Below are 19859 nucleotides of genomic sequence, written 5' to 3' on the forward strand. Positions count from 1 at the left end.
TATCTCCAGGTAATTCCGAGGGCATTGGACTTGCTCGCAGGTTTCTAACGCTCAGTAATTGCTACGCCTTTAGCAACAAATTCAGCAACTGTGGTTTTTGCTTTTCAAGGTCTTTATGCCAGAGCATTGTCAAATCAGCTTTCTGAGGAATATTTTTAAGTTCGATATATTTTACGCCATGAGGCTGTCCGCGTAAACCCGACTTTGGTTCTATAGTTATACCAATGCCAGCTTCAACCAGACGTATACCTGTACTTGCGAATGAAGTTTCATGCACGATCTTCGGGATAAAACCTGCGTCAAGACAAATTGATTCAATGGTAGCAACGTACAGTGAACTTTCATCCTTTGGTGGGAGAATAAATCCTTCCTCCGCAAATACCGAAAAGTCGTTATAATTCTCCTGGGATACGGGGTGCCCTATGGGAACAACAACTACGAAGTTATCATGAAGTAAAACTTTACTTTTTATACTTCCCTCTATCACCGGATTGGTAGTAAATCCGATTTCCAGCTCTTTATTTTCCAACGCCTTTACCTGCTGCAGGTTGGTGAGTTCAAACATGCGGGTTCTCATATTCGGAAATACCTGATTGATTTGCCGGATCATGTCGGGTAAAAATGCTTGCATGGCGGAATGCGTATAGCCAATTCGTATCTCACCCGCAACGCCTTTGTGAATTTGCTCCGTCCGGGTACATGCATCATTCCACTGCTGCAATATTCGCTCTACCTCGGTTTTGAAAAAAAGCCCGGCTTCGGTAAGCTCAACTTTGCGCTTGTTACGCTTAAACAGTTGCGCCCCTAGTGTGTCTTCAAGCTGTTGGATCTGACGGCTCAAGGCCGGCTGGGCGATGGAAGCGTCTTCCGATGCTTTTGTAAAATGCAATGTTCGAGCAACCTTTAAGAAGTTCTGCAGGATTTGAATGTCCATGATCTTCGGCCTTTGAAGTTTGTATCGCTCATTCTTACAGGACAGCGTGTTATTCCATTTGGGAATAAGTCTATTCAAATTAAGTATTTTTCTTTATTGAAAAGAAGTGATTGCTTTGTCAAATGTCCACACAATGGGGGATTATAACCATGCAGAAACTCATTTTACCCATCGCATTTTTTTCATTAGTAATATTATCTCCCTTTCAAAGTACCTCTCAAACCGTAAAGTCCGGACAAAACATATCCGCACCAAAGATTTTTCTGGTGTACCCCAAAAACGGAACTCCGTTTGACCGAGAATGCGGAAGCTTTATGCAGAAGCCAGTTGAAAAATCTTCGATTGATGAGGCGGCAAGCCGCCTTGGAGAATTTCAGGATTTATGGGACAAAGATGGTGCATTGTTTATGGAAACGGCACTACAAGAAGTAGGTGTTCCGTTCCCATACAGGGAGATGCAAGCAACACTTACCGTCTGCGATTTGTCGTCTGTGAGTTCACCGCTGATCATTAATGTAAAAGGCTTCCTGTCGTCTGCGGTAAATCAACATCCCCTGTGGGCTTTCCCTGAGATCGTTTTTCATGAAGTAATGCATACCTATGTTCGAAATGTTTATGACATTTCACCACTGAGGAAAAAATATGCATCAGAACCGCCCGTAGTTTTAAATCATCTTCATGAGATGGCCCTTGAAAAAATGATTCTTGTAAAACTTAATAGAGGGGAATTGTTAAACTGGGTGGACAACCGTTATCGCAATCTTTTTCCACCTGTTTATAAACGTGCCTGGGAAATCGTAAATGACATAGAAGGTTATGAAGCATTTATCGATGAATTAAAAACCATGCCATCCAGCCAAAGCGTTAGAAATACTTCAAAATAGGAATTAGTTTTTTGATGGTAATCGTTTTTAAAGATTGACGTTATGTTAAAAAAAGTTTCTCCTCATCACCTGATCGGAATATTCATAATCTCCTTTGCAACATTGCTCTTGGACTTTCACTAGTGAGGTATTTTCGGTCTCGATGCGGTAATCCATAGATTGACTTGAGTAATCATGGGGATATTACCCATCTTCTCCAAAATGACCTGGGCAATCAAGCTCACAACGGTAGTGTTTTCTCACGAATGGTCTGGTGTTGTCTCTGGTCGTCGCGGGGCCAGTCTATGTTGATGATTTTTTGGGATTATCCGGATGATGCTCGTGAATGTCTGTAAACCGCCCGCCTGTCGTCCTTTGACTATTTGAAAGCATCGTTCCTTTTTGCAAAAACATTCTTTAAGCTGACCGATTTTAATAAATAAAAACCTGTGACAAAAAAAGGCAGGCGCTTGCATTCGAAATTAAATGCTTGCTTTTTTATATTTTGTCTCCGAAAACCGTGAATAAACGTGGAATGCAAGGGGATGTGTGTATTTTCTTTCGGAATTTTGAAGTTATGCTTTCGTCGTTAAAATCGTTATGCTGTGTATTGCTAATGTTTGGGTTTATGCCGCTGCATGCGTCGTCGCCGGGAGGATTGAAGTTTCATGGCAGTGAACAACCCATCAATCAACGGACGTCGTACAATGTTTTCGGTAATAAAACTATCACGTTCTCAGACTATTTCGATATTGATTTTAGCCTCTCACTTTACCCTGAATCGGAGTTCGGCTATATTCTGCGAATCAAAAACAAAGAAAGCAATAGAATCTATAATCTTTTTTATGATGGTCAAGGTGATAACCTCACCTTCAAGTTTAATGAAGAAGGTAAGAGCAATCTGATCGTAGCCAACATCGACAGGGCGGAATTGCTTAACATGCATTGGTTCAAAATGAAAATCTCATTCGACCTGAAAGGCGATTCCATAAAACTCACAATAAACAATCAAACATTTAGCACTGGAAATGAAAAGTTTCCCGACGTGTATTCGCCGGTCATACTTTTCGGCAGAAGTGATCATATTATTGATGTACCCTCATTCGCGATAAAAAACCTTTCTGTCGGCAATCATGAGAAGCACTCCTTTGCTTTAGATGAAAGCAAAGGCAGCATCGTCCATGATGTCAGAGGCGAAGCCGTTGGTGCAGTTTTAAATCCGGAGTGGTTGGTAAATGACGCGTACCACTGGAGATATAAAACATCATTTAAGTCGCAATCGGTAGCCGGCGCAAATTATAATCCTGAAAGGAAGGAGATATATTATTTCAACCGCGATTCGTTGTATATCTACAACACGAGATCGGGTGTCACAAACCTCAAAGTCTTCCAGGAAAAATGTCCGGTTGAACTCGTATTAGGAACCAACTTCATTGATACAAAACATGAGAAACTGTATGCGTATGAAACATACAATGATGACTATGCCGGCCCAACCGTAGCGAGCCTGGACCTGGGTTCGTATCAATGGACAGCCGAAAGCTCCGAGCAACTACCCAGTCCGTTGCATCACCATGGCGCTTACTTCAACCCCTCTGCAGAGCAATTCACTTTGTTTGGTGGTTTCGGACGCATGCGCTACAGTAAGGATTTCTTCTCCTATGATTTAAATAAAAAGGAATGGGATACCGTGGCAGGTTTTACCGGAGACTTTCTATCACCCCGATACTTTTCGTCGGTTGGCTATTTAAAAAAAACCAACTCCATCTATGTTTTTGGCGGAATGGGTAATGAATCGGGAGAGCAGACCGTTGGAAGAAAATACTATTATGATCTGTACAAGATAGACCTCGATACAAAACATATTTCAAAGCTTTGGGAAATTCAATGGAAACAGGACAATATGGTTCCCGTACGAGGAATGGTTATTCTCGACGATTCATGCTTTTATACGCTATGCTATCCAGAGCATTTTTCTGAATCACTTCTTAAGCTGTACAAATTTTCACTGAAGGATGGTACTTACGAGATACTTGGAGATTCAATTCCGATACGCTCAGATAAAATTACAACCAACGCTAATCTCTACTATGACAGTGTACTAAACAATTTATTTGCTGTTGTTCAGGAATTTGACGATGACATTTCTTCAAATGTGAAAGTTTATTCCTTGTCATTCCCTCCACTTACGGCGCAGGAACTGGCAAGTTATTCAATGGAGAAAAACAACTACACCTTAGCGGTAGTTATACTTTCGTTTTCATTGGTAGCTATCCTGGGTTATCTTTTTTATAAGAAGCTGGGATACAAAAAATCCAGGGAGGTTAGATATCCTGTTGGGCCAGACTCCATTGCTATTAATAAAATCGAAACGCCGGCAAATAAGATTGAAGGCCCAACAAGAGCTAACAGCATTTACCTTTTCGGAGATTTCACTGTACGTGACAAAAAAAATCGGGACATTACTTACATGTTTAGCGCTCAGCTGAAGCAAATCTTCTGTCTGATATTGCAATACAGCATAACCGATGAGGGCATTGCGTCACAGCGACTCAGCAATATCCTATGGCCCGACAAGCCTGCCGACAAAGTGAAAAATTCCAGGGGAGTTACTATAAATCATTTGCGTAAAGTTTTAAGTGAACTTGACGGCATAGAATTAATATATGAAAAAGGCCACTTTAAAATAGAGCAAGGCCCGGGAGTCTACTGTGACTATACCCGTTGCATACAGTTAATCTTCACGAAGGATGCAGAACGACACAGAGATGAACTCGTTGAAATATTATCGCGCGGCAAGTTTCTGCAACTCTCTGACCATCCGCTGTATGATTCATTTAAAGAAGAGATGGAAAAGAAACTGGAACCGGTATTGATTGTAGAAATGGAAAAAAGTTTTTCAGCGGAGCGCTATCATACAACGATTGCCTTAGCAGAAGCTATATTTAATATCGATCCACTCAATGATGTAGCGCTGACGTATCAAATTAAGGCGATGCAAAAATTAAAAATGAATGACGAAGCCAGAATCCGCTATCAGGCTTTTGTTATTGAATATAGAAAAGCAATGGGCAATGATTATTCTCATCCTTACAAAGGTTCAACATGAGCTATACCGCGAATGCTTCGCGATTCCAATTATCTATTACTCTTTATTCGAGTTAGCTTATCAAATTAATTATTTTTCATCCAGCATCTTAATAAAATAACCTCCCACTACCGAACGAGCCTGAAATCCGACCTGTGTCGCATCGGGTGTTTCATACCAGTCGCTCATTGGGACACGGTCAGGCGTTTCAATAACAAAACCATAAACCGGGTCAACAAATTTCCGGAAAGTGGACGTATCACTTGCTAGCGTGGCGGTCCATATAATCCAATCTGCTTTTGTATACGTGCGCCGGTTATCCAATGGCAATCCATATTTATTTTGTTTCGTTAGATAATAAGCAACTTCTTTCTGCAACACTTCCTCAGGAAAAATTCCGAGGTTTAACAATTTATCCCAAACAAGATTATATTTCTGACTCCATGTTCCGGGCTGATCGAACGTCAATCGGAAATGGTCACCATCGTCAGCCATTTTTATCCACTCCTGCGCCATGCCCTTCGCTGCCGATGTGTATTTTTCGGATACATCTTTTTTGCCAAGCATTTCCGCCAGCTTTCCATAACCGGCAATGCCCATTATAGCTTTAGCCGAAAGATTTACGTTGTGAGCAAAATGTCCTGCGAAGTCATCGGTACAAAGTTGATTCTCGGGATCAAGTCCGTGTTCGAGAAGATAATTCGCCCAGGTCGTCAGGGCTTCCCAATGTTTCTCAGCGTAGCCGGCATTCCCCTCTACATCAGCAATAGCCGTTGTCAAAATTAACATATTGCCACATTCCTCCACTGGCATATCGCCGCCATACGTTTGTCCATTGGCCTGGGGATAAGTGCCTACATCATGAGCGGCAAAAGGTTTGGTCCATTTTCCGCTTTCAGTATAGTAAAAGATCGGGTTCAACATTCCTTTCAAAAGTTCTGGATTGTATTTCAAAAATAAAGGCGCAGATGGATAGGTTACATCCACCGTACCGATGGATCCATTGCTGAAATTCTCCTTTGATAGGAACAGCGTGTTGCCTTGCGTATCCTTAACCAATTTGTGCGCCGCAATGGATTGACGATAAGCCAGCAGACAAAGGCGTGCATAGTTTTCGCCGCCTGCTTGAAGTGCTTCGCGATAGATTTTGCTGTCAAAATCATCACACCGAGCCATTATTTTCTTGTAGTCGGTGGCAGCGGCAATCAGGGCTTTGTCAAACGTGACCTGACCGTCTTTCGTCCACCACGCCTTAAGATTATCTCCAAAATATTGTATCGATTCAAGATCATCGTATGCCAGCATCACATAGCCTGATTCGGGTGTAGTGGAAACTTTGTCAAGATTGTCAGTATAAGCAAGTACAGGCATTGTATTAGACATGACTGCTGTGATTTTGTCGCTTGCAGAATTTATTTTGCCTCCTTTTACAAAAGATTCTTTCATCGAAGAGAAGCCTCCAACAGCTACAGCGGTGTTTGTAGATTCAGTGGAAGCCAGATAAAAATACCCCCAGTCTATACGCACATTGTCGCCCTTCTTTTGCAAAATGGATTGTTCCGTTGTTCCGGCTTTAGCGAAATTGACCGCACCAGTTTTTCCAGCGGTAACTTCAACTTCCTGGTTTAATTCATTAACGGCCCACTCGGGTGTTGCATCAAAATATACCGCCACATCGTGTGATTTCCCATCGTTAGATACCACTTCATAACTGACGTAGTTTACTGGTCGCGAAAGCAAATCCAAATCGTCCATCAGCAATGGAGAAACAAATTCCAGGTGTAAGTCCACAGGGCCGCAGGTGAAATCATACTTCGTTTGTGTTGCTGTGATCTTTACGCTTTTTTGAATTGCAGTTTGTTTAAAGGTGGGCTTCTGATCACTTTCTTTAAAAATACCAAAGTCAACATAAGCCAAACCACCGCGATCAAGACAGTGGGCAGCGATAATATTTTTCCCACCAGCATTCAACAGACTCTTATCAAGTTTCAGCGTCACATTGCTCCTGGCGCGGTTGCCTGTATTAACGATCTGAGTTCCGTTCAGGTATAACTCGAAATCGTCATCGTGAGAATAATTTAAATAGAGTTCATTGCTTTCGTTAGCTGGTAAGTTGAATTCCCTGCGCACCCATATTTCCTTTGTTTCCCAAGACGTATTCGTTTCGAAGGTATTGGGTGTGCCAAAACCTGCTTTGCCACTTTTCCATGAAGCGTCGTTGAACCCCGGTTTCTCCCACCCTTTTGCAGGTTCTTTGATAACGAATCTACCCTCCCAGGCTTCATATTTCGCGTTGGGTAAAACTGGCTGCAGTGGAGTTTCTTCCTTTCCAAGGAATCTGTACGTTTGCCCGTCAACCCGCACGGCACCGATCAACGAATGATTTTTGCCTGTCCAGTGCTTTACCGGACTGTCAAATAACTGGTCGGAGGTTGACCATGCGCTCGTATAAGGATCAATTGTTATTAACGGATAGGCTGGCGCACGAAACTCGCGGCCGGCTTCCTCATTTTGTTTCTCCTGTTGGGCACATGAACCCAAACTGAAGGTTACAACAAAAACGGCGAGTATTTTATTTAAAGATATCTTGAACATAAAACTTAATTCCTTTGCTGTTTATTTTTCGTTTGAGAAAGAATATGGGAAGTCACTCTTATTTATTCCCCGGCTTTTGTTGGGAACCCGGCCCATTTTAAAATTGATTTTTGCTCCCTTCATTAAATCTTCGTGTGTCAGATAGTTTGTTGTGTGCAACTTACCATTTAACAATACTTCCGCGATATAGCAGTTTTCTTTTGAATTACCATCTGCTTTTATCTCTATCTCTTTTTCATTTTCAAGTTGTATCGTCACAGACTTGAACAACGGAGACCCTAGAATATATTCATTGCTACCCGGGCACAATGGGTAGAATCCTAAAGCAGAGAACACATACCACGCCGACGTTTGTCCGTTATCCTCATCGCCGCAATATCCATCCGGTGTAGCAGCATAAAGTTTGTCCATGATTTCCCGCGCCCAGTATTGCGCTTTCCAGGGTTCACCTGCATAGTTGTACAAATACACCATGTGCTGAATTGGCTGATTGCCATGCGCATATTGGCCCATGTTCATCACTTGCATCTCTCGCATCTCGTGAATCATCGAACGGCTCTCCATCCCCTTCGATCCGGGAATAGTGAAAACAGAGTCGAGCATTGTTACAAATTCTTTTTGCCCGCCCATCAATTCAATCAATCCCTGGGGATCGTGAAATACTGACCACGAGTAGTGCCAGCTGTTTCCTTCAGTAAAATCACGGCCCCAATCTGTCGGATTAAACAAATCAGAGAAAGATCCAGTTGTCGTGCGCCCTGCCATCAATCTACGCTTCGGATTATACAAATTTTTATAATTCATAGCTCTTTTTGCATACACCGAAATTTCCTGTTGCGGCTTATGAAGTGCTTTGCCAAGCCGGTAGATCGTCCAATCATCATAAGCATATTCTAACGTGCGGGCTACATTTTGGTCAACGTCTACGTTGCTCGGGATATAACCGTGCTTGTTATAATACACATAACCTTTTCTACCCGTAGCGGAAACGTTCGGATGTACCGTGTTCGCGCCATGCTTAAGCGCTTCCCACAATACCTCGATATCATATCCGCGCAAGCCTTTCAAGTAAGCGTCGGCTACAACAGACGCCGAATTATTTCCTACCATGATATCCCGGTGTCCGGGGCTGGCCCATTCCGGAAGGAAACCGCTTTCCTTATACGCGTTGACAAGACCCTCTTGCATTTTCACATTTTCAGAAGGGAATAAAAGATTCAAGAATGGAAACAAGCTGCGAAAGGTATCCCAGAATCCAGTATCAGTAAACATGTAACCTGGCAAAACTTTTCCATTGTATGGGCTATAGTGAATGATTTTACCATTTGCGTCAACTTCAGAAAAATTCCGAGGGAATAAAACCGAGCGATAAAAAGAAGAATAGAAAGTTCTTATGTTGTCGATATTATCGTCTTCGACTTTGATCTTTCCCAACACCTCGTTCCAACGTTGTTTTCCTTTGTCAACTACTTTGTCGAAGCCTTCATAACCCAGCTCTTTCAAGTTGATGAGTGCCTGCGCTTCGCTGATAAAAGAAGAAGCCACGCGAGCGTGGACCTGTTCATCCTTTGATGTTGGAAACCCAATAATTGCGCCTGCATGATTTCCTTTGAACTCCTTCTCTCCTTCTATTATCTTGCCATCTTGAACAGTCGCGAAGTAAGAGAAAGTCTTGTCAAAAACGATTACAAAATAATTTTTAAAGTTGTCAGGTACGCCACCGCTATTACGTGTTGTGTAGCCAACGATCATGTTCTCTTCAGGAATAATTCTTATAAACGATCCTTTGTCAAAAGCATCCGTAACAATGAAAGAGTGCTTACTGTCAGGAAAAGTAAAGCGGAAGATGGCCGCTCTTTCTGTAGGGGTGATTTCCGTCGTCACATCGTGATCGGCTAGATGTACCCGATAATAATAAGGTTTGGCAACTTCTGCCTTATGTGAAAACCAGCTTGCTCTTTGATCCTCATCAAACACCGCGTTGCCGGTAATGGGCATAAGGGAAAATTGTCCATAGTCATTCATCCATGGACTTGGCTGATGGGTCTGTTTAAATCCCCTGATCTTATCAGCTGTATAAGTATACATCCACCCGTCGCCCATCTTACCCGTTTGAGGGGACCAAAAATTCATGCCCCAGGGAAGCGCGATGGCGGGATAGGTATTTCCTGTTGAAAGCTCGAATTTGGAATTCGTTCCTACCATTGTGCTTACATAATCAACAGGGTCAGCGACCTGCGCATTTACATTCACGATAAAACAACATACAAAAAACGTCTGCCCTAATAATTTAATCTTCCTCCTCATCTTAGCTCATTATTTTTTCTGCATTGAATTAAATAGCCTCTCCGTTATCCTTATAATGATTCACCAGCCTAATTTGACATGGATTCCATCCGGGTTGTTCTCAAAACTTAGAAAACACGTTTTGCTCGATTCGTCCCACGATGTTTTCGCCTGCACCACATTACCGTCAGCATCTGTCACTTCAATACTTTTTACTTTTTCAGGAAGCAGAATTCTCATCACGTTGGTGGTATTCAATGGACTTTTCGCAACGAATGAATAACCATTCTTCATCGCCTTTTCTTCATAAACTCTCGCAGCTGTTGCCAGTACCTGCGGTGTTCCAGGATTTTTAACGTTGCTGATATTGTATAAAAATGCTTGCGCTCCGGGCTGCACTTGTTTTTCATCTAGAATAGGGATTTCCGGATCAAATAAATCAATGAACTTTCCCTTAATGGTGAAGGGAGACTGATCGGAATTTTCATCAATAACAGCAATAAGTTCGTAAGGTCCCCGCGTAAGCCTAAAGTGATTTTTTAACTCAAGTTTTGCCTGATCTCTCCCTGCTTCATACAATCGTTTAACAGCATTTACAAATGTGCTATCATTTTTCTCCTTCATAATAAACTCTTTCGGATCGTTCCGCATGATATAAACTTTTCCTTTGCCGCAAGTATATTCACCGGCGCTGAAAGGTTCTTTCAAACCTAGCTTAATAAACAAATGCGCTGATGGCGTCTTGAAAGTATTTGCACCTGTATTCCACCACTCCTGTACGCTTTGAAAAGCGTCATCATCCTTACCGCAGTATATTAACGCCCCTCCATTTTTTACCCACTCGGCAATGTGATCATGCGCTGCCTTATCCATGGGTTTCATATTGGAGTAAGACATGATCAGGATCTTTACATCACTCCATGTTTTGGCAACGGAAACATTTTCTATGTGAATTGTTTTAACGGGAACGCCTCGCTTTAATAATGGAAGCGCTTGACCATAAAAGTTTGACAGCTGTGGATCTTCGTAGCCATTGTGAACCGGGAAACGCTGAAACATCAGTGAGTTCCCCATAAGAATACCTATGCCCTGCGAGCCGCTCACTTTGTTTTCAGACAACGGCATGTTGTTCAGGGTATTGATCATCACCTGCATCTGCGTTGAATAAAAACGCGGGATCCGCTCCTTCTTATCGTTTTCGGCGCTTGTGCGATAGAGACCTTCATAAATTCGATCGGGCCATGGCATCACTTCATAATCGGCAATCATCGGATAGAGTAGCTGTGCCGTAAAAGTTGCCTCGTAATTTTTCTTGTAGTCCGCCCAATCGCGTGGCCAATCTTCGATCGGGTCGGTGAGAAAAAACATCTTTCTTCCGGTAGGCGATGTCATCGACTCCATGGAACCATATTCCAAAAATGCAGTCTCAAACACGCGTTCTTTTTTTTGCCCATTGAAAAAATTGGGCTCGCGTGACGTACCCGTCCAGACCTGTGCAATGTAACCGTCCACACAAGGCAAGGAAGCGAGACTAGCTTCCGGGCTGACAATCATCCACTGTGAATAATTCACTAGCGAATGCGTTGGGACATAGCAACGGATGTTCATTCCCTTGGTTTTACCGTACGCCTTCGCGAAGGTGAAACATTCGTTCACTGCCCGGTAATAAAGGTGATATTTTAACTTGTTGGATAAGTATGTGTTCTCGGGTGATTCGTGCTGCGGTCTCCAGTCAAACCCGTAGTATTCCTTCCACTCTTTTTTGAATGCTGCGCTGTAGCCCGCCCTTGCCCAGAACTCGGGTTCTTCGAGATAAATAGCGTCAATGCCGGCGTCGATCACACGTCTAATCACTTCTTCTTTTAAATACTTGATGAAATTCATGGAAGGCACAATGTATGGCACCATGCGCCCGTGCCAAATGGTGTCACCTTTTTGAGTTACCTGCCCTTCGTCGAAGTGCTTCTTTCCATCCCACTTGCCAGTAAAGTAATCCTGGTATTCACCCCAGGCGATTCCAGTCATGAAATGTGTTTTGTATCCTTTGTCACGCCAGGTTTGAACGCGTTGTTCAAAAGTTAAACTGCCTTTTTCATGATGCTCTTTTACACTGTACACGATGGCAACATCAGCCCGGGTATCGGTAACAGGTTTCCATGGATTAGCCGTTTGAAAAATTGTTTTTTCTCCTGGCGTACTTCGTGATAGCTTCTCCTTTTGATGTGACTGAGAACAAACTTGAAACGAAAGGGCTAGCAGAAGATAAAGTATGATCGTTTTTTCCATTTGATATTTAATCGCGTTTTACTTAGGAAGGGAAGTGATTATCCCGGCAGATCGAAGTCATGTGAAAAACTTGCGATGAGATCTGAACAGCTCACCCGCCGGCCCATAATGAAAAGGTAAAAAGCCACCCCATTGTGAGGTGACTTCCAACCCAAACCAAATTATGGGATCAGCAATTGCTTAGCTTCATTGTAATTCCATCTCCTGGTGCCGCTGCCTCTGGGTGTGTCGTAGTTGATGCGCGCTGCAGCTCTGATGAAGACGGCCCTTCCGGAAGGGATTGTTCCATTCGATTCGATGGTAATCGTTTCGCCTAACAATGCGTTGAAAGTTGAACCGGAATATTCTAACACGCTTGACCAACGTTCGTCGCGCGCACGATAACCTACAGTAGAGGAATAGCTGATAAACAGCTGTATATCGGTAACATTTAGAAAGCTGTTGCTATAACCCCCCATCGGTTCAACCTTAGCTCGAAAATCTTCTTCAGTCACGCCGCGTGTAACACGTACCTTTGCTCTAACCTTACCGTTAACAACTTCAGGCGCTGCTACCCACTCTATTTTGAGGAAAGGCTGCACTTCAAACTTAACATTGGTGACGGCCTGGATGTCTACCGTTTGAGTTTCATCAGCAAGAGGAACTCCACGATCATCTTCACGAATTAAAGGAATGAAAGGTCCGTCAATGCGAACGTTGTAGGTTCCTTTAAATACTTTTGTGTTTTGGAATTTTCCGTCAGGCATGCAAAAGAAGTCAGGATTGGGCGTAACATTATCTCCCCAGCTGAGTTCAGTGAGTCGCACACGAATACCCTCGCTCCCGTGATCAGTAAGTACCGGTTCACCCGTTTCTGAATCCACCACTTCGCCTTGCAGTGTTTCGGTGGGTTCTTCATAGTTGTCAAGCTCAAACAAACTGCATGAACTGAAAGGAAACAGTGCGAGCAATAGTATATATGATGATAACTTTTTCATCTTCTGTAATTCTATGGTTATTAATAATTCGTCATTATTTAACGGTTTGGCTGCTGGTCAATTACCGCACTTTTTGATACTTCACCCGCGGGAATCTGAAAGTAATAGTCGACGATGTTGTACTCGAAGGTCTTCAGGCTTACCCATTGAAAACGGGCATCGAAAAAGTACTTACCAGTTTGTGTAGAAAAAAACGGATACAAGCCGCGGAAGCGATAACGCGCGTTGCTGCTAAACAAATCTTTGTTTCTGGTTTCACCCCAGAAGCCATCTCGTTCTTCATAGTGTTGCACTCTCCATCGCCGCAAATCCCATTTGGTTTTGTGTTCAAGCGCAAGTTCCTTGCGGCGTTCTTTCCGCACAATGTTACGACCCATTACGTCAGGTGTGATGCCTCCAGCAAGAAGCGTTGCCCCCGCTCTTTCGCGAATCTGATTCACAGCTTCCGTTGCGACCAGCATCAGATCGGAACCATCGGGGGAAGTTTCTCCAGCTAACGATAGCTCTACTGCTGCCTCTGCTGCCGTAAGTAATACTTCAGCATAGCGCATTAAAATAAAGGGCTGCGCTGATCTACCTTCACCGGCTTCGAAAGAAGGATTGGGGTTTAGCCATTTGCGACCATACAACCCTGTAAGGCAGCCTTCTCCGTTGTCGTAAAATGGACCATTGGCACCGGCAGCTGTTATGTTGCCCCCGCCATAAGGCACCGTCTCCTGACCATTGCCTTCCCGTGGACTAAGAAAAAGTGTTTTGGATCCGCCGGTATAAGCAGGCAGATTTTGATAACGTGTTTCAGCAGTTGCGTACGAATAGTCGTTAAATAAGGGAGTTACAGGCGTAGCACCTGTGTACACGCCAGCGCGAATGTCAATTTCCCTTCCTTTGAATACATCGCCGGGGAAAATTACATAAGCACGAAGACGTGGTTCGGCATTTTCAAAAAAATCCAGCGGCGAATCGTACATCAGGTATTCGCCTTCCATATTGGAAGAACCGGTGGTCACTTTAATCGTACCGTCAGGATAGCGATCAAAACCTTCAAATAATTCTAAGAAGTCTAGCGTAGGACAAGTGCCCGATGCTAACGGCGCCTTAAATATAAACGGTGCGCTATACGCATCGTAGCCATGCGTAAAGGTAGGATAAACATATTCTTTCACATAGATATTTTCAGGACTTGTGAGATCGCTGAACATATCAACCATGTTTTGATATTGTGCGTCACGATCGCCTGCAGCCCATTTCCTTTTATAAAGCGAATATCGGCCACTGTTGATCACTTCGCGGGCAGCTGAATAAGCTTCCTGGAAATATTTTTTCGAAGCCTCCTGTGCTGTCTCCTCGGCAAATCCAATTACGCGTACACCGGTTTTCTGACCAAATCCGGTAAGTCGACCGGTAACCGTCTCGTTGTATTTCGCTACACTGCCTGCATACAACATGGCTTCTGATTTGAAAGATAAGGCAACATATTTGTTTGCATACCCTCTTTCAGGACTAATCGGTTGTAATAAGGCAATTGCCTGATCATAGTCGGCGAGCACCTGGTTCCAGGTTTCCTCCTCGGAGGCGCGTGGCACTTCTAATTCATCTTGTTCTGCCGGATAGTTAAGAATCTTTGTCACCAAAGGTACACCCCCAAAACGTCGTGCCATGGCAGAGAATACAACGGCGCGCGCAAAGTAAGCTTCCCCTAAATAATGATTATAGGTAACTTCCGGAAAAACGTTTTGATATTGAGGCAACGTTTCGATCAAATAATTGGCATCGCGAAGTAAAACAAATGCATCTGTCCAGTATGCAGTTCTCTCACCAGTAAACGCCCTTGAAATGCCGTCCCTGTTCACAGCTTCTCCAGTACCTTCAATCCCCATCGAGCCCAGCCATGCGTTGTATTCGATACCCCACTCCGCCATGTATTTGAAATCTTCAAACGGCATTCTGCTGTACATCCGGGCCAGATAAACTTTCATTCCCGAATCGCTTGTCATCAGATCTTTATCACTGATAATATTCTGCGGTGGAATATCAAGATCCGTACAACCGGAGAAAGTAATCAAGGCGATCAGGAGTAATGTATATTTCCTTTTCATAGTTATCGTCAATTTTTTATAAGTCTTACATTCTATGCATTAAAACTTGGCCGACACACCAACGGTATACGTTTTGTTGATCGGGTACATCCTACCCAAGTCATCATCGGGATGCTCCGGATCAACATACTTCACCCCTGTTATTGTGAATAGGTTATAGGCGTTGGCAAACACCCGAACATTCATGGAAGAGAATGCCCTGATCTTTTTGGGTAGCGTGTAACCAAGTTCGATGCTCTTAAGCCGGAGATAGGTTGTGCTCACACGGTTGAAATCAGAATTCTCCCGTGGGTATCTTCCCGTAAAACCATAATAACCATCGACCCAATCCGTTTCGGGATTGTATGGATCTGCCAACGGATCCACTGGATGCCATCGGTCGAGATATTGTTCAAGCGTACCCCCTCCGTTGGTTCCCCAAATAGAATACAACGGTTCTTTATATTGCATAGAGCCCAGGGCCGTTCCCTGGAAGAGGAAGTTCAGGTCAAAACTTTTATATGAACAGTCATAGGCCAAACTGAAATTCATCCATGGTGTTTGATTGTAGGCATAAGGGTGCTCATCCTGACCGTTAATTTCACCATCGCCATTCCAATCCTCATACTTGTAGTCGCCGGGCAGAATGTCTCTTTCTTTGTAAATTGGATATGACCAGATGTCGTCCCAGTTTTCATAACGTCCAGCCCCTTCGTATCCGAACTCCAACCCCTGAAAGCGGTTATTAAGATTGTCGTTGCGCCAGCGGTCGTAGGAGTTTCCCCACGGTCCCTTTTCTGATGCTGTCAGATATTTTTGGCGGGTAATGGAACCAATTGCTTTTATGCGGTAGGAAAAATTTCCTATTGTGTTACGATGTGAGAGTTCAAGGTCGATACCAAAATGACGATCACTGTCCAGGTTTTCTCTTGGAGCCTGAGCCCCGACTACCGTAGGCAAAGCGCCTGTCCGGCGTGCAAAACGTCCCTCCCTCCTACGGTCAAAATAATCGAATGAAAATCCAAACAAACCATTCCATCCTTCAAAGTCAACACCGACATCAAACGTATTCGCAGTGAACCAGGTGATCAACTCATTGGGAAGTGCTAACGTAGACACACCAAATACAAAATCTCCATCGAACACATAACCCGGCGCATATTTGTTGTAATACCCTGCGCCCGCATTCTCACCCACCGCAGGGTAAGTGTAGCCTGTAGCCCAATCGTATTGCAGTTCACCGTCGTCGCCAAGCACACCATAGCTTGCACGAATTTTCAACTGATCGACAAACGCCAGCGCCGAAGATGATTTAAAGAAAGATTCCTCGGATATACGCCAGCCTACTGACGCCGACGGGAAGAAACCCCACTGTTGACCTTTAGCAAACTTTGATGAACCATCATAGCGAAACTGACCTTCGACAATATAACGATCGGCAAAGGTGTAATTCAATCTTCCGAACAACGCTGCGTTGGCATACTGGTAAACATCACCCAAGCCGCTTAGCATGCCGCCAAGCTGGTTTTCATTCACGCCGGCAAAGAGATATTCCATACCAAATGCAAGGTCGCGCTGCGCATAGAAGTTATCGCCCTTACGCTCTTGTGTTTCATAACCTACGAGACCGCTCACATTGTGTCTGTCTCCGATCGTGCGATTATAATTCAGTATGAACTGACCTAGTAGCTGTTGCTTGCCAAACAATTCGCGGCGTATTTGATTGGGAGAGCTGGAGTTGTACAGTTTAGACTCGTACGAACCACTTGATGTATTGTATGCATATTGATAATACTCTTTTCGATAAATTGTATTGTCGTCGTTGCGATAATCATAGCTGACCAATGCTTTTGCCGATAGGCCTTCGAGTGCAGGCGATACTGTTCCAAAATCGAAGTTGAGTGTTGCTGAAGACTGGAAATATTTCTGATTATATTCTCGATACCCGGATATATCGGAAGTCATTTTGGCTACGGTATTTTCCTCGAGATCCAGCCCTTCATAGTTCAGCATCGTATTTTCAGGATCGGCATAGGCTGGAAACAATACGCCTTGCCTCCAATAGTTTCTAATAATGTCCACTGCGCTGGAGTACGGTGTGTTACGCTGATCGGCAATCCCACTGAGGTTTAGATTGAAAGTCAATCCTTTTGCAAGCTCTGTAGTAATGTTGGTCCGAAGATTTATTTTATTATAGTTTAAATCACCTGACTTGAAAAAACCTTCCTGGAAGAGGTATCCCATCCCGACGTAGTATTGGGTTTTTTCGGCTCCACCATTAATGCTCACATCGTGTTGAGTCTGAGGCGAAAAATCCGAGAACAGTAGGGAAGTCCAATCGGTCGTGCGACGAGCACCACTTCGGAAAGCTTCGAAATCATCTTCTCCATATATGATACTCCCCCCATTGATATTGTTCATTGACCTCTCATTGTAGAGCGTCATTGTTTCATACGGATCGGCAAGCACAGGCATTCCTGAAGGTTTCTGAAGCGTATACGAACCGTTGTAGATTATCGACGTTTTTCCTTTTTCTCCTTTCTTTGTAGTTACAAGTACAACCCCGTTAGCAGCACGTACGCCGTAAATAGCTGCGGAAGCATCTTTCAATACAGATATATCTTCAATGTCACTTGGATTCAATCGTTGAAAGTCGTCTACTGACCGGGGAATACCATCGATTACAACCAACGGAGACCCTAGTCCACGGATGTCGAAGTTGTTGTTGAATGTTCCCGGCTCAGCGCTTCGTTGCCATACACGAACACCGGCAATTCTACCCGTGAGCATGTTTTGTGGATTTTCGTTTTTAGTTTGACGCAATTCATCGCCTTTGATGTTAGCTACAGCTCCGGTCAATGTTACCTTTTGTTGGGTACCATAACCAACCACGACTACTTCGTTCAGTTGCCGAACATCCGCACCCAGGACCACATCAATCACCGATTGTGAAGCGACTGCTATCTCCTGGGTTGTATAACCGATGAATGAAAAAACCAGCGTCGCGTTATTTTCCGGAACGAGTATCGTATACTTTCCGTTGGTGTCTGTCGTGGTTCCTCTGTTGGTACCTTTTACAATTACATTCACCCCTGGTAAGCCGGATTCATCTTCAGAAGCGGTAACTGTACCGGTGACTGTTATCTCTTGCTGCTGTATTGGTTCCGAACCAATAGCGGAAGAAAAAACAACGCACTGAACAATGATTCCTAACAAGGAATGCCTGATCAGTTTTCTCAATAGTTTTTTGTATTTATTCTGCATAGGCTAAACTGGCTTTAGTTATTTTTCAAGTTCATATCGCGCGAGCACGGCGTATTCGGCGGCAAAAGCAAAGCTGAACATGCCTTCTGTGTTGTTCTTGCCTTTGTCAAGGTTCCAGCCTACCAATAAATTTGTAGGGAGAACGCCTTCATAAAGAAAGTTGTCGTATCCGTAGTCGAGATTCTTTTGGAATGAATCAATATAGTCTGCAACACCTCCGTAAGCAGGATATACATCTACATAGCCACGCATCAGCACGCCATTGAACCAGTTTCTGAATCCACTGATGTCATAGGTATAGTAGCCCGGTCTCGTTTGTCCTAGCTTAGCAAAATATTGGAAACCGGCATCCGACAAATTTTTCGCATCCTCGAGATACACGTTTTCGCCAGTCGCACGATATAAATCCGCCCCCCCTGAAAGCATGGTGCCGCTGTTATAAGTTATCGGTGGGCCTACACGATCCGGGCAGGTACTTCCTCTACGATAGACGAATCCGTTAACTGTTTCTGTTTGCGGGGTCCCGGGAGTGCAGCCACCCCGCATGTCATCGTACACGCCATCGGCACGAAGCAATTCGTTCTTTTGCCACGCATATATTTTTTTCGCGAAATCCAGGTAATAATCGCTTTTCTTTAACTGCCTTGTCTGCCGTGTTTGTTTATCGGTTTCATCGATGTACCGGTAGGCTACTTCATCGCTTTTATCTTTGTACAATTCATGCAGCCACACAAGCGGACTCACCATGGGTCCATTGCTGCATGCATGTTTTGTAACATAGCCGGGCCCCCAAGGAATACCGCCTCGTTCTGCACCATTTTCATCACGTGTGCAATCCCATCCATCAAGCACGTACTCCGTTAAATATTCTGCTTTCTCCAGATACTCGGCTTGACCAGTCACTTTGTAGGCTTCGAGAAGTTCGCGAATAAGCCACATCTGATCATCATACACGTTATCGATTGCTGCGACCTGTGCGGAGCCTTTCGAACCACCGCGATTCACCCCATATACGGACCAATCCCGGGTTTGCGTATAGGAAACAAGTTGGAAGGTGCCCATGTAATAATCTGCATTGTCATACAACTTGTCCAGCAATTCCGAATACTTGTTAAAATGTTGGTCGTAAAGCGCGGGGTTGCCGTGTTCTTTTTGTGTTTCGAGCGCACGAAGGATAGCAGTTACCGCTTCAATGGCGCTGGTGTACATCCATATACTACCTTTTTCTTCGGAACGGACACCTGTATACGGATTGTAATACCTCGCCATCGCCATACCTTCTCCAGTAAAATGGGACGAGACGGCTTTGTCGGTTAGCTCCATAGCACGAAGAAGATTTTTTTCAGCTAGGCTTACTTCCCCCGGAGGATTCACGGGGCTTTCTTCTGATACGGTATCGCTGCACGCTGAGACTATTATTAGAAACACGAGAATGCATGTCGTGATCTTAAAAGTAATGGTGCGAAATTTTGTCATTGCTATATTCACGCT

The 19859-nt window shown here is 43.9% G+C and carries 10 protein-coding genes; 2 read left to right on the top strand and 8 right to left on the bottom strand.

What is annotated here, in order from left to right; all coding sequences use genetic code 11:
* Positions 1-61: 61 nt before the first annotated feature.
* Positions 62-934, bottom strand: a complete 873-nt coding sequence (locus tag P2W71_RS13385; protein WP_276371766.1) for a LysR substrate-binding domain-containing protein — start codon at positions 932-934, stop codon at positions 62-64.
* A 149-nt stretch (positions 935-1083) separates the two neighbouring features.
* Here P2W71_RS13385 and P2W71_RS13390 point away from each other — a divergent pair, with 149 nt between their 5' ends.
* Entirely contained in the window at positions 1084-1818 is a 735-nt protein-coding gene (locus tag P2W71_RS13390; protein ID WP_276371767.1) for a hypothetical protein, read from the top strand.
* A 499-nt stretch (positions 1819-2317) separates the two neighbouring features.
* Positions 2318-4906, top strand: coding sequence for a kelch repeat-containing protein (locus tag P2W71_RS13395; protein ID WP_276371768.1), 2589 nt, complete (start codon positions 2318-2320; stop codon positions 4904-4906).
* 69 nt (positions 4907-4975) lie between these two features.
* On the opposite strand, the gene P2W71_RS13400 is transcribed toward P2W71_RS13395, so the two are convergent.
* From P2W71_RS13400 to P2W71_RS13430, 7 genes are all read right to left on the bottom strand, one after another.
* The gene (locus P2W71_RS13400) at positions 4976-7480 is read right to left on the bottom strand and encodes a DUF4965 domain-containing protein (protein WP_276371769.1); all 2505 of its coding nucleotides are present in this window, start codon (positions 7478-7480) and stop codon (positions 4976-4978) included.
* Between the two features lie 21 nt (positions 7481-7501).
* Positions 7502-9787 carry a GH92 family glycosyl hydrolase gene (locus P2W71_RS13405; RefSeq protein ID WP_276371770.1) on the bottom strand — a complete coding sequence of 762 codons (2286 nt, stop codon included), beginning with the start codon at positions 9785-9787 and terminating at the stop codon, positions 7502-7504.
* Positions 9788-9847: 60 nt separating this feature from the next.
* Positions 9848-12052 (bottom strand): hypothetical protein, encoded by a 2205-nt coding sequence (locus P2W71_RS13410; RefSeq protein WP_276371771.1) that lies wholly within the window; start codon positions 12050-12052, stop codon positions 9848-9850.
* A gap of 161 nt (positions 12053-12213) precedes the next feature.
* Positions 12214-13029 (bottom strand): DUF3823 domain-containing protein, encoded by an 816-nt coding sequence (locus P2W71_RS13415; protein WP_276371772.1) that lies wholly within the window; start codon positions 13027-13029, stop codon positions 12214-12216.
* A 38-nt stretch (positions 13030-13067) separates the two neighbouring features.
* A complete protein-coding gene (locus tag P2W71_RS13420) occupies positions 13068-15125 on the bottom strand; it encodes a RagB/SusD family nutrient uptake outer membrane protein (protein ID WP_276371773.1) in 2058 nt (685 codons plus the stop codon).
* Between the two features lie 39 nt (positions 15126-15164).
* Positions 15165-18368 (bottom strand): TonB-dependent receptor, encoded by a 3204-nt coding sequence (locus tag P2W71_RS13425; RefSeq protein WP_276371774.1) that lies wholly within the window; start codon positions 18366-18368, stop codon positions 15165-15167.
* 18 nt (positions 18369-18386) lie between these two features.
* Positions 18387-19844, bottom strand: coding sequence for a glycoside hydrolase family 76 protein (locus P2W71_RS13430; RefSeq protein WP_276371775.1), 1458 nt, complete (start codon positions 19842-19844; stop codon positions 18387-18389).
* Positions 19845-19859: the final 15 nt, after the last annotated feature.

It is taken from the genome of Chryseolinea sp. H1M3-3 (assembly GCF_029360725.1).
Taxonomy (GTDB): domain Bacteria; phylum Bacteroidota; class Bacteroidia; order Cytophagales; family Cyclobacteriaceae; genus Chryseolinea.